The sequence below is a fragment of the Massilia sp. TWR1-2-2 genome (assembly GCF_049897565.1).
In the GTDB taxonomy this organism is placed as follows: Bacteria; Pseudomonadota; Gammaproteobacteria; order Burkholderiales; family Burkholderiaceae_D; genus JAFCUW01.
The window spans coordinates 1-23,882 of sequence record NZ_JAFCWM010000029.1 but is presented as its reverse complement, the minus strand read 5'-3'; the positions used below and the strand labels follow the sequence as shown (position 1 = coordinate 23,882).

The 23,882-nt window shown below is 64.2% G+C and carries 18 protein-coding genes and 2 pseudogenes; 11 read left to right on the top strand and 9 right to left on the bottom strand.

The window, feature by feature from the left end; all coding sequences use genetic code 11:
- Window positions 1-207 carry a hypothetical protein gene (locus ACP7DD_RS21825; protein WP_426176936.1) on the top strand — a complete coding sequence of 69 codons (207 nt, stop codon included), beginning with the start codon at window positions 1-3 and terminating at the stop codon, window positions 205-207.
- A gap of 148 nt (window positions 208-355) precedes the next feature.
- Here ACP7DD_RS21825 and ACP7DD_RS21820 read toward each other — a convergent pair whose 3' ends face one another.
- The gene (locus tag ACP7DD_RS21820) at window positions 356-1,165 is read right to left on the bottom strand and encodes a ferritin-like domain-containing protein (protein WP_426176935.1); all 810 of its coding nucleotides are present in this window, start codon (window positions 1,163-1,165) and stop codon (window positions 356-358) included.
- A gap of 296 nt (window positions 1,166-1,461) precedes the next feature.
- Between ACP7DD_RS21820 and ACP7DD_RS21815 the strand changes: the two genes are divergently transcribed.
- The 5 genes from ACP7DD_RS21815 (at window position 1,462) to ACP7DD_RS21795 (ending at window position 5,609) form a co-directional block, all read left to right on the top strand.
- Complete coding sequence (locus ACP7DD_RS21815; protein ID WP_426176963.1) at window positions 1,462-2,409, top strand: tripartite tricarboxylate transporter substrate binding protein BugD; 948 nt, start codon at window positions 1,462-1,464, stop codon at window positions 2,407-2,409.
- A gap of 131 nt (window positions 2,410-2,540) precedes the next feature.
- Window positions 2,541-3,002: a tripartite tricarboxylate transporter TctB family protein gene (locus ACP7DD_RS21810; protein WP_426176934.1), complete on the top strand. Its 462-nt coding sequence runs from the start codon at window positions 2,541-2,543 to the stop codon at window positions 3,000-3,002.
- A 10-nt stretch (window positions 3,003-3,012) separates the two neighbouring features.
- Window positions 3,013-4,515, top strand: coding sequence for a tripartite tricarboxylate transporter permease (locus tag ACP7DD_RS21805; RefSeq protein WP_426176933.1), 1,503 nt, complete (start codon window positions 3,013-3,015; stop codon window positions 4,513-4,515).
- A gap of 85 nt (window positions 4,516-4,600) precedes the next feature.
- On the top strand, window positions 4,601-5,413 hold the full coding sequence (locus tag ACP7DD_RS21800; RefSeq protein WP_426176932.1) for a hypothetical protein: 813 nt from the start codon (window positions 4,601-4,603) through the stop codon (window positions 5,411-5,413).
- Between the two features lie 13 nt (window positions 5,414-5,426).
- Window positions 5,427-5,609 carry a hypothetical protein gene (locus ACP7DD_RS21795; protein ID WP_426176931.1) on the top strand — a complete coding sequence of 61 codons (183 nt, stop codon included), beginning with the start codon at window positions 5,427-5,429 and terminating at the stop codon, window positions 5,607-5,609.
- Between the two features lie 24 nt (window positions 5,610-5,633).
- Here the strand turns inward: ACP7DD_RS21795 and ACP7DD_RS21790 are convergent.
- Window positions 5,634-6,349, bottom strand: a pseudogene (locus ACP7DD_RS21790) (alpha/beta hydrolase fold domain-containing protein).
- On the opposite strand from ACP7DD_RS21790, the gene ACP7DD_RS21785 reads away from it, so the two are divergent.
- Entirely contained in the window at window positions 6,338-7,156 is an 819-nt protein-coding gene (locus ACP7DD_RS21785; RefSeq protein ID WP_426176930.1) for a hypothetical protein, read from the top strand. The pseudogene ACP7DD_RS21790 and the gene ACP7DD_RS21785 overlap by 12 nt on opposite strands.
- On the opposite strand, the gene ACP7DD_RS21780 is transcribed toward ACP7DD_RS21785, so the two are convergent.
- The 3 genes from ACP7DD_RS21780 to ACP7DD_RS21770 form a co-directional block, all read right to left on the bottom strand.
- Complete coding sequence (locus ACP7DD_RS21780; RefSeq protein WP_426176929.1) at window positions 7,153-8,385, bottom strand: cyanophycinase; 1,233 nt, start codon at window positions 8,383-8,385, stop codon at window positions 7,153-7,155. The genes ACP7DD_RS21785 and ACP7DD_RS21780 overlap by 4 nt on opposite strands.
- A gap of 70 nt (window positions 8,386-8,455) precedes the next feature.
- Window positions 8,456-11,206: a TonB-dependent receptor plug domain-containing protein gene (locus ACP7DD_RS21775; RefSeq protein ID WP_426176928.1), complete on the bottom strand. Its 2,751-nt coding sequence runs from the start codon at window positions 11,204-11,206 to the stop codon at window positions 8,456-8,458.
- A gap of 25 nt (window positions 11,207-11,231) precedes the next feature.
- A complete protein-coding gene (locus ACP7DD_RS21770) occupies window positions 11,232-12,227 on the bottom strand; it encodes a MurR/RpiR family transcriptional regulator (RefSeq protein WP_426176927.1) in 996 nt (331 codons plus the stop codon).
- 138 nt (window positions 12,228-12,365) lie between these two features.
- Between ACP7DD_RS21770 and ACP7DD_RS21765 the strand changes: the two genes are divergently transcribed.
- Together ACP7DD_RS21765 and ACP7DD_RS21760 are read left to right on the top strand one after the other, a co-directional pair.
- Window positions 12,366-13,484, top strand: a complete 1,119-nt coding sequence (locus ACP7DD_RS21765; RefSeq protein WP_426176926.1) for a succinylglutamate desuccinylase/aspartoacylase family protein — start codon at window positions 12,366-12,368, stop codon at window positions 13,482-13,484.
- Complete coding sequence (locus tag ACP7DD_RS21760; RefSeq protein ID WP_426176925.1) at window positions 13,484-14,869, top strand: YfcC family protein; 1,386 nt, start codon at window positions 13,484-13,486, stop codon at window positions 14,867-14,869. The genes ACP7DD_RS21765 and ACP7DD_RS21760 overlap by 1 nt, the downstream gene beginning before the upstream one ends.
- A 9-nt stretch (window positions 14,870-14,878) precedes the next feature.
- Here the strand turns inward: ACP7DD_RS21760 and ACP7DD_RS21755 are convergent, their stop codons facing one another.
- Complete coding sequence (locus ACP7DD_RS21755) at window positions 14,879-16,006, bottom strand: branched-chain amino acid ABC transporter substrate-binding protein (RefSeq protein WP_426176924.1); 1,128 nt, start codon at window positions 16,004-16,006, stop codon at window positions 14,879-14,881.
- Window positions 16,007-16,188: 182 nt separating this feature from the next.
- On the opposite strand from ACP7DD_RS21755, the gene ACP7DD_RS21750 reads away from it, so the two are divergent.
- Window positions 16,189-17,361 (top strand): MFS transporter, encoded by a 1,173-nt coding sequence (locus ACP7DD_RS21750; RefSeq protein ID WP_426176923.1) that lies wholly within the window; start codon window positions 16,189-16,191, stop codon window positions 17,359-17,361.
- 164 nt (window positions 17,362-17,525) lie between these two features.
- On the opposite strand, the gene ACP7DD_RS21745 is transcribed toward ACP7DD_RS21750, so the two are convergent.
- A complete protein-coding gene (locus ACP7DD_RS21745; protein WP_426176922.1) occupies window positions 17,526-19,406 on the bottom strand; it encodes an amidohydrolase in 1,881 nt (626 codons plus the stop codon).
- A gap of 463 nt (window positions 19,407-19,869) precedes the next feature.
- Window positions 19,870-22,074, bottom strand: coding sequence for an OsmC domain/YcaO domain-containing protein (locus tag ACP7DD_RS21740; RefSeq protein WP_426176921.1), 2,205 nt, complete (start codon window positions 22,072-22,074; stop codon window positions 19,870-19,872).
- A gap of 857 nt (window positions 22,075-22,931) precedes the next feature.
- On the opposite strand from ACP7DD_RS21740, the gene ACP7DD_RS21735 reads away from it, so the two are divergent.
- The gene (locus ACP7DD_RS21735; protein ID WP_426176920.1) at window positions 22,932-23,786 is read left to right on the top strand and encodes a pilus assembly protein TadG-related protein; all 855 of its coding nucleotides are present in this window, start codon (window positions 22,932-22,934) and stop codon (window positions 23,784-23,786) included.
- Here the strand turns inward: ACP7DD_RS21735 and ACP7DD_RS21730 are convergent.
- Window positions 23,729-23,882: pseudogene (locus tag ACP7DD_RS21730) on the bottom strand (IS481 family transposase); the annotation flags it as partial. The gene ACP7DD_RS21735 and the pseudogene ACP7DD_RS21730 sit on opposite strands and share 58 nt — an antisense overlap.

Sequence of the window (23,882 nt, the reverse complement as noted above, 5' to 3'; positions counted from 1 at the left end):
GTGGTGGCCGATGCCATCGGCGGCGTCAGCCGGATCGCCCACGAATCGGCGATGCAGCGCATGATCCAGGCGGGCGCCGTGCCGATTTCCGTACTCGGCCTGGCGTGCGAGTTCCAGCGCGACTGGGGCCGCCCGCAGGCCGATCGGCTGCGCGGCGTGATGCGCGAATATTTCGGCAAGCTGACAGCGATCAAGGCGGAGCGCTGAAAACAACACGTCGTCCTGGCTCAGCCGTGACGCGACGCGGTCTTGCGCACGCTATCGGCCAGCACGGCGCGCGTGCGCTTTGTGATTCCATATTCCGCCAGCAACGACCAAGACGGCTGTACTGGCCCGAACAGCGATGACGTCAGCGCTACTCGCTGCCGCCCATCGCGTCGAGTTCGTCTTCGGTGAAGCCGGCCAGCCGGCGCGCTTCGAGGTTGAAGGGCCCCTTCAGCACCGGCGCTTCGTAGCGCGCGGCCAGCTCGGCGTAGGTGGCGCGCGGCTCCAGGGCGCGCTGGCGGCACAGGTAGCCATACCAGCGGTTGCCGATCTCGACGTGGCCGACTTCCTCGCGCAATATCAGGTCGAGGATCTGCGCCGCGACCAGGTCGCCGGCCTGCGCGAGCTTGGCGCGCAGCGGCGGGATCGCGTCGAGCCCGCGCGCTTCGAGCGTGCGCGGCACCAGCGCCATGCGCGCGAGCACGTCGCCGCGCGTCTTGTCGACCATTTCCCACAAGCTGTCGTGCGCCGGGAAATGGCCATACTCGACGCCGAGCGACCGCAGGTGCGCGCCCAGCAACGTGAAATGGACGGCTTCCTCCGCCGACACGCGCAGCCAGTCGGTGTAATAGTCGGGCGGCATGTCCCGAAAACGCCACAGTGCGTCGAGCGCCAGGTTGGTGGCGTTGAACTCGATGTGGGCCAGCGCGTGGATCAGCATGGCGCGCCCTTCGACGGTGACCATCGAGCGGCGCCCGACCAGCCGCGGCGCGACCAGCTCGGGGCGCGGCGGGCGCCCCGGAATGGCGCCGCCCGCGCTCAGCGCCGCGCCGGCGTCGAGCAGCATGGCGCCGCCGGCATGGGCGCGCGCCATCGCGGCCACCTGCTGCGCCTTGGCGGACGGATCGGTTTCGAGCAGGCAGTGCAGCGCGCTTGCGCGCAGTTCGGGCAACAGTCCCATCGGATCATCCGGCATCATTGAAAGCGCGCAGTGTAGCAAATGGTCGCGTACCAACAGGCATTCAAGCCCGCCTGAGACTGTTAAATCACGGTCAATAAGGGTTTCTACCTAGTTGCAAACCAGACTATTCGATGATACAACCTACAGTGCATACTATCGAGCATAGCTCAGCGGTTGTAAACACAGAGCAACAGCAATTCGCCACGGCGCGCTGCAAAGATTCGCTCACGATAATTACCCGAGGATAACGAGGAAGACACCCGATGAAACTGACACTTTTGAGCACCGTTGCGTGCATGGCCATGATGGGCGGCGTCATGACGCAGGCCCAGGCCCAGAACTACCCCACCAAGACGATCACGATGGTGGTGCCGTTCGCCGCCGGCGGACCGACCGACACGGTGGCGCGCCTGGTGGGCCAGTCGATGAGCGCCAAGCTCAAGCAGACGATCATCATCGAGAACGTTGCCGGCGCCGGCGGCACCATTGGTGCCGCGCGGGTGGCCAAATCGGCGCCGGACGGCTACACGCTGTTCATGCACCACATCGGCCAGTCGACCGCGCCGGGCCTGTACCGCAAGCTCAGCTACAACGCGATCGACAGCTTCGAGCCGATCGGCCTGGTCACCGACGTGCCGATGACGATCGTCGCGCGCAAGGACTTCCCGGCCAAGGACATGAAGGAATTCCTCGCCTACGTCAAGAGCCACAAGGACAAGGTCACCTACGCCAACGCCGGCATCGGTTCGGCCTCGCACCTGTGCGGCATGCTGTTCATGACGGCCATCGGCACCGACTTGACCACGGTGCCGTACAAGGGCACCGGCCCGGCGATGAATGACTTGCTCGGCGGCCAGGTCGATTTCATGTGCGACCAGACCACCAACACCACCAGCCAGATCAAGGGCGGCAAGATCAAGGCCTACGGCGTCACTACCAAGACGCGCCTGGCGACCATGCCCGACCTGCCGACCTTGAACGAATCCGGCCTGCCTGGCTTCGAAGTGGCCGTCTGGCACGGCCTGTACGCGCCAAAAGGCACGCCGAAGCCTATCGTCGACGCCCTCGCCGAAGCCTTGCAGATCGCGCTGAAGGATCCGACCGTCAAGCAGCGTTTCGCCGACCTCGGCACAGAGCCGGTGGCTGACAGCCGCGCCCGTCCGGAAGCGCTGCGCGCCCACCTGAAGTCTGAGATCGACCGCTGGGGCCCGATCATCACCAAGGCCGGTGCCTACGCCGACTGATCGAACCTGACCGGCCGGTGCGCTCAGCGCCGGCCCATCGGCCAAGCCATACAACAACACCGCGGCCCGCCGCGCCCGCTTTGGCGGGCGCCGCCGGGACCGTAAGATTTTCAGCAACCAGGGGACATGCAGTGCCATCATTTATTCGTCATCCAAAGGACTTTTGGACCGGCATCATCTTTCTATTCTTCGGCGTCGGCGCCGTCGTCATCGGCCAGGACTACGCCATGGGCTCGGCCGGCCGCATGGGCCCGGCCTATTTCCCGAGCGTGCTCGGCACCTTGCTGGCCGGCATAGGCCTGATCGGCATCATCCGTTCCTTCATCGTCGTCGGCGAACCGATCGGCCGCTTCTACATGAAAGAATTGCTGATGATTCTGGTGGCGATCATTCTGTTCGGCATCCTGATGCGCGGCGCCGGCCTGGTGCCCGCGATCCTCGTGCTGATCTTCCTGAGCGCCTACGCCGGCCCCAAGTTCAACGTCAAGGAAGTGACGATGCTGGCCGTCGGATTGGCCGTTTTTGCCGTAGTCGTGTTCGTCAAGCTGCTGGGCTTGCCGATGGTCGCCTTCGGTCCCTGGCTTGGTTTCTAAGTAGAAAAAAATGGAAATTCTAAATAACCTCATGCTGGGCTTCGACACGGCCCTCTCGCTCACCAACCTGATGTATTGCCTGATCGGCGTGTTCGTCGGCACTGCCGTCGGCGTGCTGCCGGGCCTCGGTCCGGTTGCCACCATCGCCATGCTGCTGCCGGCCACCTTCGGCCTGCCGCCGATCTCGGCGCTGATCATGCTCTCCGGTATTTACTATGGCGCCCAGTACGGCGGCTCCACCACCGCAATCCTGGTCAACCTGCCGGGCGAATCATCCTCGGTGGTGACCGCCATCGACGGCTACCAGATGGCGCGTAACGGCCAGGCCGGCAAGGCACTGGCCACCGCGGCGATCGGCTCGTTCTTCGCCGGTACCGTCGCCACTGTCCTGCTGGCGCTGTTCGCCCCGCCGCTGGCCGACCTGGCGCTGAAGTTCGGCCCGGCCGAATACTTCTCGCTGATGGTGCTCGGCCTGGTCGCCTCCGTCGTGCTGGCCAGCGGTTCGCTGCTCAACGCGATCGGCATGGTGATCCTCGGCCTGCTGCTCGGCCTGGTCGGCACCGACGTCAACTCGGGCGCGGCGCGCTACACCTTCGACACGCCGCAGCTGGCCGACGGCATCAACTTCGTCATCGTGGCGATGGGCATGTTCGGCATCGGCGAGATCGTCCGCAACCTCGAGCACGACGAGACGCGCAACCTGGTCATGAAGAAGGTCTCCGGCCTGATGCTCGACAAGGAAGACGTCAAGCGCATCATCGCGCCGGTTCTGCGCGGCACTTTCATCGGCTCGGCGCTTGGCATCCTGCCTGGCGGCGGCGCCATGCTGGCGTCGTTCGCGGCCTATTCGATCGAAAAGAAAGTGTCGAAGAATTCGGCCATGTTCGGCAAGGGCGCGATCGAAGGCGTGGCAGCGCCCGAGTCGGCCAACAATGCCGGCGCGCAAACGTCGTTCATTCCGATGCTGACCCTGGGCATTCCATCGAACCCGGTGATGGCCCTGATGATCGGCGCCATGATCATCCAGGGCATCCAGCCAGGTCCTGCCGTCATGACCGAACAGCCGGCCTTGTTCTGGGGCCTGATCGCCTCGATGTGGATCGGTAACTTCTTCCTCATCGTGCTGAACCTGCCGATGATCGGCCTGTGGGTCAAGATGATCATGGTCCCGTATCACCGCCTGTATCCGGCCATCCTGATGTTCTGCGCGATCGGCGTGTTCAGCCTGAACAACAGCGATTTCGACGTCTGGCTGATGGCCCTGTTCGGCCTGTTCGGCTACATCTGCGCCAAGCTTGGCGCCGAGCCGGCGCCGATGCTGCTCGGCTTCATCATCGGACCGATGATGGAAGAGTACCTGCGTCGCGCGCTGCTGCTGTCGCGCAGCGATCCGCTCGTGTTCATCCAGCGTCCGATCAGCGCCGTGATGCTCGGGCTGGCCGTCGCCGCACTGATCGTCGTGCTGCTGCCGTCGCTGCGCAAGAAGCGCGAAGAAGCGTTCCAGGAAGAGTAATTACGACCCGCAGGTCAATTGCAAAGGCCGTTGATGATTCCTTAACGATCATCAACGGCCTTTGTCTATCTGAAAGGAATACCAAATGACGGTGTCAAAACCTGCCCGGCTCGGCCTGGCAATCATGCTGGTGATCGTGCTGGTCTGGATCGCGGCGTACCCGATCTCGAAGCACCTCCCCAACGCGCTGTTCAGCGACCCGTTCGGCCCCGTCTACAATGGACTGAACGTGCTGTTTACCGCCCTCGCCTTCGGTGGCGTGATTGTCACCTTGCTGTTCCAGGCGGAGGAATCGCGGATCGCCCGCAGGGAGGCGGTCGAACGTTCCATCTTCGAACTGTTCCAGACCTTCACCAGCCTCGATTTCCAGCACGTCAAGGACAGCTCGTTTCGCGTCCTGCTCGCCGCCGTGCAGAACCGCGAGTATGCCGAGTTTCTGGCGAGCCGGCTGTTCGTCGTCGAACAGCTGACGTTGCCATCGTCGTGCGTCGAGACCTTGCTCGCGCTCGACGAATCGAAGCGGGGCAAGAGCGAGGCGGACCTCATCCATGCCGATCGCGCCGACCGGCTCATGCTCGACAACGTGCTCAATTTCTTCGCCATGCTGGCCCAGCGCGAGTCGTCCGCCACCGTCATCAAGCATTGCGACTTCGCCTACGACTGGTGGCGGCCGACCTTGTGGATCGTCGGCCAGCTGCAGCAGGAACGCTACGACGCATCGGCGACGATCCAGACCTACTGCAAGAACCAGCTGGTGACGGTGACGTTGAAGGCGCTCGACAAGGTGTACGGCCACGCGCCGCTCGGCAGCGCCGCCGAAGTATGGGATTACGTGACCCATCACCCGAAGATCATCGCGTTCGGGCTCGACGCGCGCTTCCTGCGTTCGGACCGGTAAAACGGGGAGTCGCGTGGTCGCCTTCCTGTTCGCCGGGCGCACTTTTCCGTCATCGCGTTCGACATGGGGCGAGCAATGGCCGCCGCAGGAGTCGGAATCGGCGGACGGGCGCACCATCTACTACCGGACCATTACCGAGGCCAACAAGCGCGCCGCGGCCAGCGCCGAACAGAGCGTCGAGCGTGCCGGGCGCTGATTGGTGCGGCCGGTGCGCCTCAGATTACGGCGCGACGGGCAGGCCGTGCTGGCGCAGGAACTGGCGGATCGCGGCATTGGCAGCCTGCGCCTCGGTGTCGGAAAAGCCGCCGTGGTTGCCGGTCTCGATCGTCACCAGCCGGTTCGGTACGCCGGCGCCGGCGAGCGCCGCGTGCAGGGTCTCGGCCTGGCTGTACGGCACCACCGGGTCGCGCCTGCCGTGCACGCTGATGATCGGTGGCAGGCCTGCGCGCACCAGCCGCAGCGGCGAGATCTGGCGCGCCAGCGTCTGCCGTTCGCTGTTGCTGCCAAACCATTCGATGGCGTAGTGGCGTTGCTGGGGTCCTTCCAGCATCGCCTCGACGTCGCCGATGCCGAACCAGTTGACCACGGCGGCCACGTTCAGCGGCGCGTCGGCGCCGCCGCTCCAGCGGGTCGCGTCCGGCGCCGGGCAGGCGCGGTCAAATGCGGAGCCGGCCGGCAGCAGCGCGCTCATCAACGCCAGGTGACCGCCCGCCGAGTCGCCCGCCATGGTGAGGCGTCGACGCCGTGCTCGGCGGCATGGCGGCGCAGCCAGCGCAAGGCGCAGCGCACGTCTTCGACGGCGGCCGGCGCCGGCGCCACCCTGGCCAGCCGATAGTCGACGTTCGCCACCGACCAGCCCATCGCCAGGTAAGGCAGCAGCATGAAGGCGGCATTCTCCTTGCGCCCTTCGACCCAGCCGCCGCCATGAAAATACACCAGCAGCGGCGCCGGCGCGCGCGCCTTGGCGCCTGGCCGCTGCAGGTACAGGTCGAGCTGTCGAGCTGGCGGCGCTACCTGAAGCGCCTGAACCAGCAGGCCGAGGACCGCCTGCTCGGCGCCATCGAGCCCTTGTTCGCCCAGCTCGATGTGCCGCTGCCGGCCGACTACCTGGAACAGTGCTGGCGCATCCTGATCCAGCAGCAGGCCCACGATTCCATCTGCGGCTGCAGCGTCGACGCCGTCCACGACGAAATGCGCACCCGCTACGCCCTGCTCGATCAACGCTTCGACGCGCTGGTCGAACGGGCCGGGGCCGATGCCGGCATGATCGCGCTGGCCCATGCCGATGGCCACGCCGACGGCCCGTTCGCAGACTTCGCCAGCTTCACCCTGTTCAATCCGCAGCCGCACCGCATCGAAGGCTGGCGTACCTACACGCTGTTCCTCCTGCTGTCGACCGCGCCGTCGCCGCTGGTGTTTGCCAGTCCTGGCCGCATCGCGCTGTCGCCGGCCTTGTTCGACGCCGACGCCCTGATGTTCAAACAGTTGCGCTCGCGCGTCGTGCGTCTGGTCGATGGCAACGGCCGCGAGCGGCTATGCATGGGCACCGGCGGCGCCCCCAGCCTTGGCCTGTGGGCGCGGCGCGCCGCGCCGTACGTCTGCATCGAGCCCTGGCACGGCTTCGACGACGACCACGCCGTCAGCGGCGAACTGGCCGACAAGCCTGGCATTGTCAGCCTGGCGCCCGGCGCCCTGTTTGCCAGCACTTATTCGCTGTCGATTCCGGCAGCTACGCCGGGCTAGCGGTCCTGGTAGACCGGCCAGCCGAGTGAAACGGGACGCACGTCAAGCCGCAGCCGGTAGATCGAATACGCTTCCGAGGTGGCCGAAGCGTAGCCCACGCTGTCGGCGCTGCGGCTGAATCGAAATTCGAAGCCATTCCTCGACACGCGCTGCTGCGGTCCGTCGAAGGCCAGTCCGATCGCAAATTGCTGGTCGCTGTCGATCAGCTTGGCCATCAGGTCCACCACCGCGGTGTTGCCGAGGATGTCGGCGCTAAACGGCGCTTCGCGAACTGCCGGCTGGGCTGGATCGAGCCTGCCGCCGATCTTGTCGGCCGACGGCGTCAGCACGCCGCTGCCAAGGTTGTAGCGGTCGCCGCTGTCGAGGTAACTGATGGCGACATTGCTGACGTTGAAGGCGGCCTGCTTGCTGTCGACGACGGCGCGCGGCAATTCCAGCAGCAGTGCGCCCTTGTAGCCGATCACTTCGACCTCGCGCTGCGGACCGATCACCACCGCGCTGTTTTCGTCGATGCCGAGGCCAAGCCGGTAACCCTTCTTGAGCATCACCGGCAGCATGCGCGCAAAGCGTCCGCGTACCAGCAGGTGCTGGTCGATGAAGACGTCGTTGCCGGCAAAGCCGAGGCCCGAGGCGATTTCGCGCCCTTCCTCGACGCCGTTCTGCAACGTCGCCAGCACCGACTTGGCCTCGTAGAACATGGTGCTGCTCATGATGGCGGCGCCGGCGCTGGAGCCGGCGATGACGCCGCCGCGCCGGTACATGTCCCACAGCGCGTCGAGCAGCAGCGTGTTGCTGCCGTCGGGGTTGCGCAGCGCCTGCATGATGCGGCCCTGATCGCCGCCGGCGAAATAGGCGCCGCCGGCGGCACGCACGGCCGCCGCCAGCGCCGGATCGTTGGCCGCCTTGTGAAAGTCGCCCGGCAGGCGCGGCGCCACCGGCACCAGGAAGGCCGCCGCATCATGGCCGGTCAGGGTCTGCACCAGACGCCCTCCCGACCCGGTCGGATTGCCGGCGGCGGCCGGAATGACGGCGATGCGCGCGCCGGCACCGCCGGCGAGCCGGACGATGCGCTGCCACACCGGCGCGTTATCGGCCCGCAGCGCGCCGCCAATGATGACTAGGCTGCCTTTCGGCGCCCCGTCGGCGCTAGCTTGGGCGGACAAGCACGCGGCCAGCAGCAGCGCAAAGACCGGCAAGGCGCGGCGCGGGAGTCGGAAAAAAATGTTCATGCGAGGCCCATAAAAAATGGGACAGGCCGATACAGCGCCTGTCCCAGCGATCGACGTGCGATCGTCAAGCTTATTTAAAAGCGTAGTTCACGTTGACAAACGCACTGCGCCCGCGTGGATCGGTGTAGGTCGGGTCGTACCCGGCCAGGAAGTGGAAGCCCTGGTTCGAGAACGGCGGCGCCGTGTTGGCCAGATTGAGCACGCCCACGCGCACTTTCATGCGGCTGTCGATTTTCCACACCCCAGTCACGTCCCACAGCGAATACGAACTGACGTCGCGCGCCGGCAGCAGCTTGTTGGTGGCCGGATCGTACGTCGTGTTGTGGTCAGTGTAGCCGGACGAGTACTGGTTTGCCAAGGTCAGGCTGACCGGGCCGATGTCCCAGTCGACGCTGATGCGGTGGCGCCACCTCTGGATCACCTGGTCGTTGAGGAACAGGCCCAGGTTGCTGCGTTCCGGTTCCTGCGGACCGAACTGGCGATCGTACTTGAGCACCAGGGTGCCGGTCAGGTTGGCGCCGAAGCGGCCCATGCTGGTTTTTCCGCCACGGTAATCGATGCCGAGGTCGAACCCCGACGTGTGCAGGCGGCCCTGGTTTTCCTTCGCCAGCAGGATGCTGGTGATGTAGCCGTCTTCGTCGCGCTCGATGTAGGTGCCGTTGTACTTGGCCGGATTGTCGATGATGATCTGCTCGCCCAGCGTGCTGATCACATCGGTCTTGCGGATGTCCCAGTAGTCGACCGTGAACCTGGTCTGCGGCGTCGCCTCGAACACGGCGCCGAGCGAGAACTGGCGCGATTTTTCGGGCTTGAGGTTCGGATTGGCGCGCCGCTCGACCGGATACTGGTCGGTGCAGCCGTCGATCGTGTCGAGGCCCGTGTTGACGCACTGGCGGTCGGTCAGGAAGCTCGCGGCGCTGCCGAAGATGGTCGGACGATTCAGGTCCGACAGCGACGGCGCCCGAAAGCCGGTGCCGGCCGACGCGCGCAGCACCAGTGCCTTGGCCGGCTGCCAGCGGGCGCCGATCTTCGGATTGGTGGTCGAGCCGATTTCGCTGTAGCGGTCATGGCGCAGCGCCAACTGCAGTTCGAACTGTTTGGTCAGCGGGGCATTGAGTTCGGTAAACACCGAGTAGACCTTGCGGCTGTCGTCGGTCGCCTTGACGTCGGCCAGCGCGCCTGGCGCCAGGGTCGAATCGCGGTCGCCGCCGAGATTGTTCGACAGCAGCAGCGCCGAAGGCCGGAAGCTGGTCTTCTCACTGCGCGCCTCGGCGCCGACAGCGACCGCCAGGTCGCCGCCTTCCATCGCCATCAGCGCCTTCGACAGCTTGGCGTCGATCGACGTCGACACGCCTTTCGCCGAGCGCGCCTCGTCGTTGACGCGGATGCTGTTAAGCAGGTCAAGGCCCGCCTTCGACGACGGGCCGAAGGGGTTGATCAGGCCCGAACGCACGCCGGCGTCGAATTTATCGAACAGCACGTAGCCGTCGACGTATTTGTCGACCGCGCGGTTTTCCGCGCGCGCCACGCCCAGGTCGTAGTCCCAGCCACCGACGACGCCGGTGGCGCCGAGCACCAGGCGCTGCGCGTCGCTGGTCACTTCATTGGTGCGGTTGCCCGCCTCCGTCATGCGGTAGCGGACGCCGCTGAAGGTAGTCGGCAGTCCAGGCGCGGTCAGCGCGGCGTACTTCGGACCGAGCAGGGTCACCGGCAGGTTGCGGATGCGCACCGGGTTTGGGCTGAGCACATAGCGGCTCTCGGCCTGCGACTGCACCAGCTCGGCGAACACCTGGTTGTCATTGTTGACCTGGAAGGTAGCGCGGCCGACGAAGCCGATCTTGCTCGCCTTCGGATACAGCTCGGTGTCTTCCATGTAATCGTAGCTGCAGGCGAGCGGGCCGCCCGGGCCCTGCGGCGCATGCACGGTGGCAGGCGGATTGCACGCCGGCGCGCTAGGATTGAGGCGCGTGCGGGTAGTACCGGCCGGCAGCACGCCGGCGGCAATCAGCGCGTTGCGCTGCCCGGCCGAGACGTCGAAACTGGCCGGATAGGTGTTGCTCGACATCTGCGCCGGCAGGGTCGTCGCCAGCGGGCGCTCCTGGATAAAGGAGCGCTGGGACGAGCGCAGCGCGCCGAGCTTTTGCACGTCGAGCACGCCGAACAGGTTGAAGCGGTCGGTATCGAGCTTGCCGTAGCCGGCGCTGATGCTGGCCGTCTTCTTGCCGGCGCCGCCGTCCTGGGTGCCGGCCAGCGACGCGTTCATTTCAACGCCGGTGTAGTCCTTGCGGGTGATGAAGTTGATGACGCCGCCGATGGCGTCGGTGCCGTAGATGGCCGAGGCGCCGTCCTTGAGGATCTCGACGCGCGCAATCGCGCCGGCCGGGATGCTGTTCAGGTCGACGCCGGAATTGTCGCCCGGGGACGCGAAGTTGGCCAGCCGGCGGCCATTGAGCAGCACCAGCGTGGACGAGACGCCGATGCCGCGCAGGTTGGCGCCGTTGAAGCCGCGCTGGCCGGAGGTGCCGTCGGTGATGCTGACCGCATCCGACAGCGGCGCCGTGTTGGCGCTGATGTTCTTGAGCAGTTCGGCGGCGGTGGTGGCGCCGCTCTTGTCGATGTCTTCACGGCGCACCACCTGCACCGGCAGCGCCGTCTCGGCGTCGAGCCGCTTGATCGAGGAACCGGTGATTTCGACGCGCTGCATCTTCTCGTCGGGCTGTACGGTTTGCGCCAGCGCAGGCTGCGCGCCGATGGCGAAGGCGCCCGCAAGGGCGATCGCCAGTGCGGTCCGGGCCGGCAGTTCGGTGTAATGCTGTTTCATGTGTTTCAGCTCCCCTGGGTTTGAACTACGTGTTGTTGTTGGTGATGCGGCCGCGCCGGGCGCGCTGCTTGTCGGTGCCGGTGGCGGCAGGTTCGGCGCCAACCAGGTAGGCCGAAATGGCTTCGGTGAGGCGCGCCGCCTTGGCCACGTTGCCCTTGTTCGACGCCATCAGCGATACCGCCAGCGCTTCGATCAGCGCCACCGCCGCGGTCGCACTGCTGGGCAGGATCGGATGGCTGCTCTCGGCGTACAGCACATGGTCGCCCAGTTCGGCCAGCGGCGAGGCCGGCGAGTCGGTGATCGAGACGATGCAGGCGCCGTGGTCACGCGCGAAATTGGTCAGGCGGATGACGTCGCGCGTATAGCGCGGGAACGACAGCACCACCAGCACGTCGCGCGCGGTGATGTTGGTCAGGTGGCCGGCCGCCACTTCGGTGCCGCCGTGGCCAGCCGCTTCGACCACCTGCCGGCAAAACGGCTGCAGGTGCGCCGCCAGCAGTCCCGCCAGGTGCGACGACAGGCCGAAGCCGAGCACATACACCACCTTCGCTCGGGTGAGCTTCTTGACGACGGCGTCGACATCGGCGGCGGCCAGCGCCATCGCGGTGGCGCCGATGTTCGCGCCCGCGTAGGCCAGGCTGTCGCTGGCCGGCGTGCTGGCGTCCTGGCGCCGGGCGATGCTGTTGCGTAGTTTTTCGACCGGCTGCAGCACCGACTGCAAGGTCTGCGCGACGGCGCTGCGCATGGCGGCGAAATTCTTGAAGCCGATTTCGCGCGCGAAGCGGCTGATGGTGGCGGTCGACACCTTGCAGTCGTCGGCCAGCTCCTCGATGCCAAGCGCGGTCACGCGGACCTGGTTGCGCAGCAGGTAGTCGGCGATGCTCTTGTGCGACGCCGAGCCGTCGGCCAGCATCGCGCGCAGCGTGGCGCCGAGCGCCGAGGCGGCAAACGCCACCTCGGGCGAACGCGAGCCGGCGCCTGCCGGTGATGCTTGCTGGTCGATGGCGGACTGATTTTTCATGTTCCAAATGTACCCATATCAAAAACAAAACTCAACAACTTTATGTAAATTTTTTTACATTGATGTACTTTGAGAAAAAAATGATACATACTCGGCGGCGCCAGACCACCTTCAATCAACCATCCATCCGCCCCTGCCATGCAAGAAAAAAAGCACGCCTTCCGTTATCCCGCCAGCAGCAGCGGGCAGCACCTCACCAGTTTCCACTTCGGTACGCCCGGCTCGGGCAAGAAGGCCTACTTGCAGGCCGCGCTGCACGCCGACGAAGTGCCCGGCATGCTGGTGGCGCAAACGCTGCGCACCGAACTGGCCGCGCTTGAAGCGGCCGGCAAGATCCGCGGCGAAGTCGTGCTGGTCCCGGCGGCCAATCCGATCGGCCTGGCGCAGGCGATCCACGGCGCGCCGTTCGGCCGCTTCGACCTGGCCACCGGCGTCAACTTCAACCGCGCCCATATGCATGTGGCGCAGGCGCTGAAAGGGTCGCTGGCCGGAAAACTGGGCGGCGACGCCGGCGCCAACGTGGCGCTGATCCGCGCACACGCCGCGCAGGCAGTGGCCGGGTGGCAGCCGGCCACCGACGCCGACGCGCTCAAGAAGGTGCTGCTTGGCCTGGCGATCGACGCCGACATCGTGCTTGACCTGCACTGCGATAACGAGGCGGTAATGCACGTCTATACCGGCACGCCGCTGGCCGAGGCGGCCGGCCCGCTGTCGGCCTACCTGGGCGCGCACGCGCTGCTGGTCGCGCTCGAGGCAGGCGAGGAGCCGTTCGACGAAGCCTGCAGCCGCCTGTGGTGGGAGCTGGCGGCGCACTTCGGCCCGGCCGTCCCGATTCCTGCGGCCTGCCTGGCGGCCACCGTCGAACTGCGCGGCGAAATGGACGTGAACTACGAGCTGGCCGAGCGCGACGCGCGCGCCCTGCTCAACTTCCTGGCCCACGCGGGCGTGCTTGACATCGAGCCCGAGCCGATGCCGGCGCCGCTGTGCGCGGCCACGCCGCTTGAAGGCGTCGAGCCGATCGTCGCCCCGCACAACGGCGTGCTGGTGTTTCGCAAGAATCTCGGCGATACGCTGCAGGCCGGCGACTTTGTGGCCGACCTGGTCGACCCGGTCAGCGGCGCCGTCACGACGCTGGCCTGCACCCGCGCCGGCGTGTTCTTCGCCCGCACCGCACATCGCCACTTGCTGCGCGGCATGGCTGTCGGTAAAGTTGCAGGACCGGTCGCCTTTCGCGCCGGCAAACTATTGAGCCAATGATGAAACTGCGCATCCCGAATACCTTCGTCCTGCTGTTTTTGATCCTGGCGATGATCGCCCTGTCGACCTGGTTCGTGCCCGGCGGCCAGTACGACACCGTGCTGGTCGACGGCAAGCCGCGCATCTTGCCGGACTCGTTCCACTATATCGCCAGCAATCCGCAAGGCTTCGTCGCGCTGATGCTCGCGCCCATCAAGGGCTTCGTCGCGGCGGCCGAAATCATCGGCTTCGTGCTGATCGTCGGCGGCGCCTTCGCCGTCCTGCAGCGCACCAACGCGATCGATTCGATGATCAAGACGGTGGCCAAGGCGCACGGCACGTCGCCGTTCGTGCGCGCGATGATGATCCCGGTGTTCGTCACCATGTTCTCGCTCGGCGGCGCCACCTTCGGCATGAGCGAGGAGTGCATCCCGTTCATCCTGATCTTCGTGCCGCTGGCGCTCGCGCTCGGCTACGACTCGATCGTCGGCGTGGCCATTCCCTTCCTCAGTGCGCAGGTCGGCTTTGCCGCCGCCTTTCTGAATCCCTTCAACGTCGGCGTGGCGCAAGGCATCGCCGGCGTCGAACTGTTTTCCGGCGTCGGCTACCGCATGATCGTCTGGTTCATCGCCAACGGCGTCACCATCGCCTTTTTGATGTGGTACGCCGCGCGCATCAAGCGCAACCCGAAATTGAGCCCGACCTTCGAACTCGATGCGGTACTGCGCAAGGACAAGACGATAAGCCTGGACGAATTTGCCGGCATGACGCGCCGCCATGGCGCGGTACTGTGGCTGTTCCTCGGCTTCATGGGCGCGATGGTGTTCGGCGTGGTGCGCTACGAGTGGAGCGTGGGCGAAATTTCGGCGCTGTTCCTGGTGATGGCGATCGTCGTCGGCGTGGTCGGCAAGCTCGATAGCGACCAGTTCGTCGACGCCTTCATCACCGGCGCCAAGGACCTGGTGACGACCGCGCTGGTCATCGCGCTGGCGCGCGGTACGATGATATTGGCCAAGGACGCCCACATCATCGACACCATGCTGCACGCCCTGACCCCGCTGGTGCAGTCGTCCAGCCCGATCTTCGCGGCGCAGAAGATGTTCCTGATTCAGACGGTGATCAACTTCTTCATCCACTCCGGCACCGGCCAGGCCGCGCTGACGATGCCGATCATGGCGCCGCTGGCCGACCTGGTGGGCGTGACGCGCCAGACCGCGATCCTGGCGTTCCAGTTCGGCGAATTTACCTTGCCGATGATCCCGACGTCGGGCGTGACCGTCGGCGTGCTGGCCCTGGCGCGCATTCCGTGGCTAACGTGGGCCAAGTGGATGGTGCCGCTGCAGCTGATGTACTTCGTGCTGGCGCTGCTGCTGCTCATTCCCCCCTGCCTGATGAACTGGCAGTAGGCTGCGCGCTTACCTGGTCACCGCCAGCAAGGTGCGGTGGCCGCCCTTGAAGGTGTACAGGGTCAGCGTGCCGTCGCGGATGTCGCCGAACTGGTCGAACGCGACCGGGCCGGTGACGCCCTTGTAGCGCGTCTTGGCCACCTGCGGCAGGTATTGCGCCGGCGCCGACGAACCGGCCCGCGCCATCGCATCGGCCAGCACCATCACGGCGTCGTAGGCATACGGCGCATTGATCTGCACGTCGATGCCGAAGCGCCTCTTGTAGGCCGCGCGGAACGCCTCCATGCCCGCCTTGCCGCTCGGCTCGACCCCGCCCGCTTCCGCGCACACGACCTGGTCGTCGGCCATCGCGCCGCCCGACAGCTTGGCGATTTCGTCGGAGCAGATGCCGTCGCCGCCCATCATCCGCGTGTCCATGCCCAGCTGCTTCATCTGGCGCAACATCGGCCCGGCCACCGCATTCATCCCGCCGAAGAACACCAGGTCCGGCTTGGCCGCCTTGATCTTGGTGAGGATCGCATTGAAGTCGGTCGACTTGTCGGTGGTGAATTCGCGCGCGACGACGCTGCCGCCCTGCGCCAGCAGCGCCTTGCTAAATTCGCTGGCCAGGCCCTGGCCGTAGGCGGTGCGGTCGTCGATGACGGCGACGCGGCGCGCGCTCATGCCTTTCACCGCGTAGCGCCCCAGCGCGCTGCCGAGCTGGGTGTCGTTGGCCACCACCCGAAACGTCGTGTTGAAGCCCTGCTGGGTGTACTTCGGACTGGTGCTCGAATGCGAAATCTGCGGGATGCCGGCGGTGTGGTAAATCTTCGACGCCGGGATGGTGGTGCCGGAGGTCTGGTGCCCGACCACGCCGTTGACCTTGGCGTCGACCAGCTTCTGCGCCACCGTGGTGGCCTGGCGCGGCTCGCCGGCGTCGTCTTCCGGCACCAGTACGAAGCGCACCTTCTTGCCGCCGATGACGACAGTGCGCGCGTTGAGCGTCTCGATCGCCAGGCGCGCGCCGTTTTCGGTGTCTTTGCCGAAATACGCGACCGGTCCGGTGATAGCGCCGACGTGGGCAATCTTGATGACTTCCTCGGCCGATGCGGCACCGGCGATGGATAACGCGATTACGAATGCGGCGTGCTTGTTCATTGATCCTCTTGATAAATTTATAGCTGATCCGAAAGATTTTATACGACATCGGCACAGTGCGAATGCCGGCCCCCACTTATCCAGGTTGCGAATATCCGATATCACCATCGAAATGCTGACTTACCGCCGATAAACATTTATAGTGAGACGTCGCGCTCTTCCCCCTCTTCGTCAAAATCACTGTGTTCAACAAAAGTCTTCTTCCGCTGGCCCTTGGCGGCTTTGGCATTGGCATGGCCGAATTCGTCATGATGGGCATCCTGCCCGACATCGCCGGCAGCCTGCGCATCACGATTCCCCAAGCCGGTTACCTTATTTCAGCGTACGCGCTGGGCGTCGTGGTCGGCGCGCCGACGCTGGTCGGCCTGCTTGCCAAGCGGGCGCCGCGCGGCGTGCTGATCTGGTTCATGCTGCTCGTCACCGCGTTCAACACCATGTCGGCGTTTGCGCCGAACTTCCAGCTGCTCATGCTCACGCGGTTCCTGGCCGGCCTGCCGCACGGCGCCTTCTTCGGCGTCGGCGCGGTGGTGGCGATGCGCCTGGCCACTGAAGGCAAGACCGCCGCCGCGGTGGCGACGATGTTCGCCGGACTGGCCTTCGCCAGCGTGGTTGGCGTGCCGTTCGGCACCTGGCTGGGCCACAACGTCAGCTGGCGCCTCGTTTTCATCATCGTCGCCGCGATTGGCCTGTTGACCATCCTGACGCTGAAGAAACTGGTGCCCTGCCTCGATGCGCCGCAAGGCGGCAGCTTTCGCCAGGACCTGCGGATTTTCCGCACCCCACAGTTGTGGCTGGCGATGGCGATCACTTCGATCGGCACCGGCGGATTTTTCGCCTACATCAGCTACATCGCGCCGCTGCTGATCGAAGTGACCAAGTTTTCCGCCAATGCCATTCCGATGGTGATGATGGTGGTCGGCATCGGCATGACCACCGGCGTGCTCCTTGGCGGCAAACTGGCCGACCGGGTCGCGCCACTGCCGGCCCTGCTGATGCTGCTGTGTCCGATGGCAGCAGTGCTGATGCTCAACGGCGTGATGATCGCCTCGCAGCCGGCCATGCTGGTGCTGGCGTTCGCCACGGGCGCCATTGCGCTGGCGCTCGGGCCGCCGATTCAGATGCTGCTGATGGAGCATTCGAAGGGATCGGAGATGCTCGGCTCGTCGCTGGGCCAGTCGGGCTTCAACATCGGCAACGCACTCGGCGCCCTGCTCGGCGGCGTGCCGCTCACGCTCGGCTACTCCTATGTGGCGCCGCAATGGGTCGCCTGCGGCCTGGCCCTGTGCGGCGTGGCGCTGGTACTGCTGATGCTTGCGCTGGAAGGAAAGCATAGGACTGCCGCGGTTCCGGCCTGATGGGCCTTGATATCTGGCTCGTTGATTGCGGCGACGATGGCGGCGTGCAGCTTGGCCTTGACATCCTTCGGCAATCCTTTCGGCGCCGCGAACGCCTGCCAGGAATATATGTCGCCCCCTTTGACGCCGGCTTCCGTGTGCCGGGTACGTCAAGCGCGCCGACGTTAACGAACACGGGGTTTGAACTGGTCGAACGCGGCAGCACCTGAACCGAGGCGCAGCGTTTCATGCTTGCGGCAAGTTTCCTGCCGCATGCCTTTCGCCTGATATATCACCTTGCCGCCAACGACCGTCTGCAGCACCTTGATGTTTGCGATGTCTTCCTCGTTGATCGTGAAGAAATTGCGGTCGAGGACGACGAGGTCGGCCAGCTTGCCAACTTCCAGCGAACCGGTCATCGTTTCCTGGCGCAGCGTGTAGGCGGCATTCATCGTAATCGCGCGTAGCGCCGCGGCCCGCGGCATCCCAGGCTGCGACGTTAGCCGGCCGGCGTACTCCTTGCCGGCGTTCGGCGCCGCGGTGCGCGTCACGCCGACCTTCAGCGCGAACCACACGTCGAGCGGATCGACCGGCCAGTCGCTACCGTAAGCGACACGCGCGCCGGCGAGAAGCAGCACTGCCTGCGGCTCGACCGTGTCGTAACGCGCCGGACCGAGGTAGTCCTTCAGCGCGCCGACGGTGTCCGCCGCCGGCTTGGCCCACTGGAACGACAGCACCGGCGTCACGTCCAGCTTGGCGAATCGCGAATAGTCCGCCGGGGCGACAATTTCGTCATGCGCCAGGACGGCCCGCATGCGCTCACCGTCCGGTGAGGCGCGATACGCTTCGATGGCGTCGAGCGTCTCGCGTACCGCGCGGTCGCCATCGGCGTGGATGTGGGGATCGATGCCGGCCTTGCCCAGTTCGGCCAGCGTTGCTTTTAACGCGTCCATCGAGAAATAGCCGGCCGGGCCCTTGCTTGGCCCGGGCCGCCAGTCCGGCCTGGCTGCCGTGCCCTTGTTAACCAGGTATGGCTCCAGCATGGCGCCGGTAAATGCAGGCGCCGAAATCACGCCATCCATGAACAGCTTGGCGTGGCGCACCTGCATTGATGGCGTCCTCGTGGTCGGCCCTTGATCGAATTTCTTTTGCTGCCTCAACAAATCAGCGACAGTGCTGACGGGCGTGCCGTCCTGGTCCAGATCGATCAGCACGGCAAAGTGCGCCCGCGCCGTCAGCTTGCCCTGGCGTTGCAGCACGGTGAATGCGGTCATCGTCTCGGCGTCGGTGTAGGCGTCGAGAAAGCTGGTGACGCCTTGCCGGCGCATCGCGTCGAGCGCATGGGTCGATGCGGCCAGGTTTTCCGCCTCGGTCAGGGCCGGCAGCAAGTTCATTGCCAGGTCCTGCGCGGCGTCTTCGAGCAGGCCGGTGGCAGCGCCGCTGGCGTCACGCACGATGATGCCGCCCGCCGGATCGGGCGTATCGCGCTTGATTCCGGCCAGCGCTATGGCGCGCGAATTGAGCTGCACGGAATGGCCAAACGACGAGCGCACGATGACGGGGCGGCCCGTCTTGAGCGCATCGAGCGTCGCTGACGTTGTGCCGGCGCCGTCCGGCTGCATGCCCTGCTGGAACCAGTTGACCACCAGCAGCCAGCGGTCCTCGGGAACGCCTTTCTGCTTCTCCTTGTCGATGCAGGCCTGGATGCGCGCCTGAAACTGCGACACGGTGAGCGGCTCGTAATCGAGGCTGCAGTTGAGCAGGCGGCTGCCGCCCGATTGCGGATGCATGTGGCCGTCGACCAGGCCGGGCATCAGCATGCGGCCGTGCAAGTCGATCGCTTTTGTGCCCTTGCCGATGAATTTGGCGGCGCCGGCGTTGTCGCCGACGTAGGCGATGCGGCCGTCGCGCACCGCCAGCGCCTGCTGCACGCTGTCGCTGTTATCGACGGTGTAGACATGGCCGTTGCGGTAGACCATGTCGGCCGGCGCCGCCGCCGCGAACGCCGCCAAGTGGGTGGCTGCAGCGATCAAAACGAGGAATTTGAGGTAAGGGTTTGTGGCCATGCGTCCCGTCAGTGTTTGGTGTTGGGTTCGGCCAACAATTTTTTTGCGCTGTCGCGCCTGCTGTTGCGCCAGCGCCGGCCGGCGCCGCCACGCCGGCGCCAATCCTGCCAGCCGTCGTCGCGCCACCGGACCTGTCGCTGCCGCCGGTCACTACCGATGCCACCGACAGCATGACTGGAGCATATACCCTTCTGCCAGCAACGGCCCCGGCCGATTCCGGCGGGGAAGCGCCGTTTCCGGACCTGCGCATGCTGCCAACGCGAATCATGCCCTTCGAGCCCATCGCGTTTGGCAACGTGTCGGCCGTTGCAGTCACTTCCACAAACTAAGCCGCACGCCGAGTTGCATCAGAGCCGGCGCGGCGGTCGCCCAACTTGAACTGCAAGGACCACATCGCTTTATGCGCGTGTAAAAAAGCCGCTGAAAATCAGCGGCTTTTCCGATGCGTGGGTGACAGCGATTGCTATCGCGATACCGCCGCAGAATGCGAGCGCGCCTTGTGCAGTTTCTTGTAGCTGTCGATCAGGCGGTGATGCCTGTCGAGGCCTTCGAGCTTCATGCTCGTCGGCGTCAATCCGAAAAAGCGCACGGTGCCGTCCACCGAGCCCAGCGCTGCATCCATCCGCGGGTCGCCATACATGCGGCGGAAGTTGCCCACGTAATCGTCGAGCTCCAGGTCGCCATCGAGCGTCACTTCCAGCACTACGTTCAAGGCCTGATAAAACAATTTTCGCTCGACGGTGTTGTCGTTGTATTGCAAAAAGGCGCCGACCAATTCGTGCGCCCCTTCAAACTGCTTCAGCGCGAGGTTGATCAGCAGTCGCAACTCGAGCACGCTGAGTTGGCCCCAGTCGGTATTGTCGTCAAACTCGATGCCGATCAGTGAGGCGATGTCGGAGTACTCGTCCAGCTCGTTGTTCTCCAACCGCTCGAGCAGCGCGCCCAGGCTGGCATCATCGAGTCGATGCAGATTCAAGATATCGGCACGAAACAGCAGCGACTTGTTCGTGTTATCCCACACCAGATCTTCGACCGGATACACTTCCGAATAACCCGGCACCAGAATCCTGCAAGCGACGGCGCCCAACTGGTCGTACTCGGCCATATACACTTCTTTGCCCATGTCCTCGAGAATGCCGAGCAAGGTCGCGGCTTCGTCGGCATTGGAATTTTCGCCATGACCGGAAAAGTCCCATTCGACGAAATCGACACCGGCTTTGGCGCTGAAAAAGCGCCACGACACCACTCCGCTGGAATCGATGAAGTGCTCGACGAAGTTGTAGGGTTCAGTCACCGCTTCGCTTGCAAACGTCGGTTGCGGCAAGTCATTGAGGCCTTCAAAGCTGCGGCCCTGCAGCAATTCCGTCAGGCTGCGTTCCAGCGCCACCTCGAAGCGCGGGTGCGCGCCAAAAGAGGCGAAAACTCCGCCCGTGCGGGGGTTCATCAAGGTCACGCACATGACCGGATACGTGCCGCCGAGCGACGCATCCTTGACCAGCACGGGAAAGCCCTGCTCTTCCAGTGCCTGAATGCCGGCGAGAATGCCAGGGTATTTCGCCAGCACCTCATGAGGCACATCGGGCAACGCCATTTCGCCCTCTAAAATCTCGCGCTTGACGGCGCGCTCGAAAATTTCGGACAGGCATTGCACCTGTGCTTCGGCCAGCGTATTGCCGGCGCTCATGCCGTTGCTGGCGTAGAGGTTTTCAATCAGGTTGGACGGGAAATACACCACTTCGCCGTCAGAATGGCGCACGTAAGGCAGCGCAACGATGCCGCGCTCCACATTGCCCGAATTAGTGTCGACCAGGTGCGAGCCACGCAGTTCGCCATCCGGGTCGTACACCTGCAGGCTGGCCTCGTCGAGAATGCCGGCAGGCAGCGCATCATCCGGGCCAGGCTGGAACCAGAGCTCATTCGGGTAATGCACGAAGGCGGCATTGGCGATATCTTCGCCCCAGAATGCGCCAGCATAGAAGTGATTGCAATTGAGCCGCTCGATATATTCGCCAAGGGCAGACGCCAATGCGCTTTCCTTGGTCGCGCCTTTGCCGTTGGTGAAACACATCGGCGAATGCGCATCGCGGATGTGCAGCGACCAGACGTTGGGAACGATATTGCGCCACGAAGCGATCTCGATTTTGATACCCCAGCTCGCCAGCATCCCCGACATATTGGCGATGGTTTGTTCCAGCGGCAGATCTTTGCCGGCAATGTAAGTTCGCGATTCGGCATCGGGTCGCAATGTCAGAAGCGCCTGCGCGTCGGCGTCCAGACTCTCAACCTCTTCGATCACAAACTCCGGACCGGCTTGCACGACTTTTTTAACGGTACACCGGTCGATTGAGCGCAGGATTCCCTGGCGGTCCTTGTCCGAGATATCCGACGGCAGCTCGACCTGGATCTTGAAAATCTGCTGGTAACGGTTTTCCGGGTCAACGATATTGTTCTGCGACAGACGAATATTTTCGGTAGAAATATTGCGGGTGTCGCAGTACAGCTTCACGAAGTATGCCGCGCACAAGGCCGACGAAGCCAGGAAATAATCGAAGGGACCAGGCGCCGAGCCATCGCCCTTGTACCGGATGGGCTGATCGGCGATCACCGTGAAGTCATCGAACTTGGCTTCAAGACGCAGCTTGTCGAGAAAGTTGACCTTAATTTCCATAATAAAATCTCTGGTTGGTGCTAAATAGGTTGGTGCGATATCGGATAACTGTCCGAGAATGCAAGATATAAAGTCCTGGACGAACAGGTTTTGCACGTCAATCCAAGCCAAAATCGCCGTTCTAGCGCAGGCGCGAGCCTTACGATAGCAGCTGAGGTGGCAGGGATTTCCGACTTCGCGGCAACGACGGATTGGACGCCTCACGCCCATCGAATGAATGAATGGGATTGCAACATACGTGCAATGTCTGTCGATTCAAACGGCCGCGCCATTTTATACCATCGCCGAAACTGGCTATTTTCACATGTAAGCACCGCAGAGCAGGAGCCGGACCGTTTTCGGGTGTCGACAGTCGGGCTCTCTCGATGCCGCTGCATGACCGAGCAATAGTATGCTAACTGCAATGCTCAAGAATCCAATCAAGCTCGGCAGCGACTGCCGCTGGCGCAACCGAGCCAGATCAGCAATGACGGACGTCGCCGCCCCTCGCACCGCAACAGGCCCGCGACATGCGCGAGCTGATCGATGCGTACGCGCCCGCTGCGATGCTGTTTTCGCCCGTCGAGTATGCCTTAAGCGAGTGAAAGTAGCGACTGTACTTAGGCGGCCAGCATTCCTGGGAAGGTGCAGTCGGATAGACTTGCTTTTGCTCAACCCTGCGAAGTTTCCAACAGATAAAATTCCTCTCTAAGCTGCTTCTCGTTCTTCCGAGCAAGCTGCGTGAGTTCTTACGGAGATGGGTGATGCCCCGAAACCCTGCTAGGAATGAATCGAAAAGCCAGCCCGCCATTTGTGTTGGGCCCGTCACGGTATCATCGCCCCTGCCCGGGAATTTCCGGTTACGCAAGCAAGGCGGGGTGTATCTGATCATGTTCGGAATGTCGCTCATGTTCATTCTCGGTCTTTGCGGTTTTGCGTTGGACATATCCCGTGTGTACAACCGAAAGGCTGAGCTGCAGGCAATAGCTGACGCCGCGGCGCTCGCTGCAGCACGGGAGCTCAACGGCTCTCTTCTGGGTGTAACCAATGCCGAGAACAAGGCGGCGCTCGTCGTGTCACAGCTCATGTATCGGTACTCGACCGCCGTGATCCCCTGGTCATCAAACGCGCTGCGCTTCAGCGCCTCGGCAACGGCGCCGGATGCCGGTTGGATCGACTCGACTGCAGCAAAAGCATCGCCGGCCGGGCTGATGTTTGTCAGAGTAGACACATCGCAATTAGACGCTGAAGTGGGACGAGTGGACACAATCCTCCTCCGTGTCGTGCCCGACGCCCCCCTCGGTGGGCAAGTCACCGCACGCGCGCTAGCAGGCCGCGTGAGCACCAACGTGACTCCCCTGGCTGTCTGCGCCCTCTCTACCACTCCTCAAGCGCCACTACCTCACCCGCCTCCGCCGGCAACAGCGATACTTCAAGAGCTGGTTCAATACGGCTTCCGGAGAGGCTTCACTTACGATCTGATGAACCTGGGATCGAACGGAGCACTACCTGCTCACTTTGCCGTCGACGCTGGCGATCCGCTCGGGACACGCGACGTCGCCGTGAACGTCTCTGCAGTGTTCATCGCCCCGTTTACCTGCAGCGGCACAATGCTCGCCACCAAGATAATCGGGGGAAATATCTCTGTCGCGGCTCCATTTCCGATCGATCCTCTTTACAAGCACCTCAACACCCGTTTCGGTGTGTACATGTCAAGACCCGCTTGGTTATAGACGCGTTTTAGAAATAGTTCCGGCTTTTTTTGCTGCCAATCCTTGAGAGCTTGAATCGGCGTTAAATGCTTCAAGGCGCGTTGCGGAATGCAGTTA

Excerpts from the sequence above, each read along its gene's own strand:
- ACP7DD_RS21820 (WP_426176935.1), bottom strand. The coding sequence starts at position 1,165 with ATGGGACTGTTGCCCGAACTGCGCGCAAGCGCGCTGCACTGCCTGCTC.
- ACP7DD_RS21760 (WP_426176925.1), top strand. The coding sequence starts at position 13,484 with ATGAAACTGCGCATCCCGAATACCTTCGTCCTGCTGTTTTTGATCCTG.
- ACP7DD_RS21805 (WP_426176933.1), top strand. The coding sequence starts at position 3,013 with ATGGAAATTCTAAATAACCTCATGCTGGGCTTCGACACGGCCCTCTCG.
- ACP7DD_RS21740 (WP_426176921.1), bottom strand. The coding sequence starts at position 22,074 with ATGGAAATTAAGGTCAACTTTCTCGACAAGCTGCGTCTTGAAGCCAAG.
- ACP7DD_RS21800 (WP_426176932.1), top strand. The coding sequence starts at position 4,601 with ATGACGGTGTCAAAACCTGCCCGGCTCGGCCTGGCAATCATGCTGGTG.
- ACP7DD_RS21770 (WP_426176927.1), bottom strand. The coding sequence starts at position 12,227 with ATGAAAAATCAGTCCGCCATCGACCAGCAAGCATCACCGGCAGGCGCC.
- ACP7DD_RS21745 (WP_426176922.1), bottom strand. The coding sequence starts at position 19,406 with ATGGCCACAAACCCTTACCTCAAATTCCTCGTTTTGATCGCTGCAGCC.
- ACP7DD_RS21785 (WP_426176930.1), top strand. The coding sequence starts at position 6,338 with ATGAAAATACACCAGCAGCGGCGCCGGCGCGCGCGCCTTGGCGCCTGG.
- ACP7DD_RS21775 (WP_426176928.1), bottom strand. The coding sequence starts at position 11,206 with ATGAAACAGCATTACACCGAACTGCCGGCCCGGACCGCACTGGCGATC.
- ACP7DD_RS21765 (WP_426176926.1), top strand. The coding sequence starts at position 12,366 with ATGCAAGAAAAAAAGCACGCCTTCCGTTATCCCGCCAGCAGCAGCGGG.
- ACP7DD_RS21755 (WP_426176924.1), bottom strand. The coding sequence starts at position 16,006 with ATGAACAAGCACGCCGCATTCGTAATCGCGTTATCCATCGCCGGTGCC.
- ACP7DD_RS21815 (WP_426176963.1), top strand. The coding sequence starts at position 1,462 with ATGGCCATGATGGGCGGCGTCATGACGCAGGCCCAGGCCCAGAACTAC.
- ACP7DD_RS21780 (WP_426176929.1), bottom strand. The coding sequence starts at position 8,385 with ATGAACATTTTTTTCCGACTCCCGCGCCGCGCCTTGCCGGTCTTTGCG.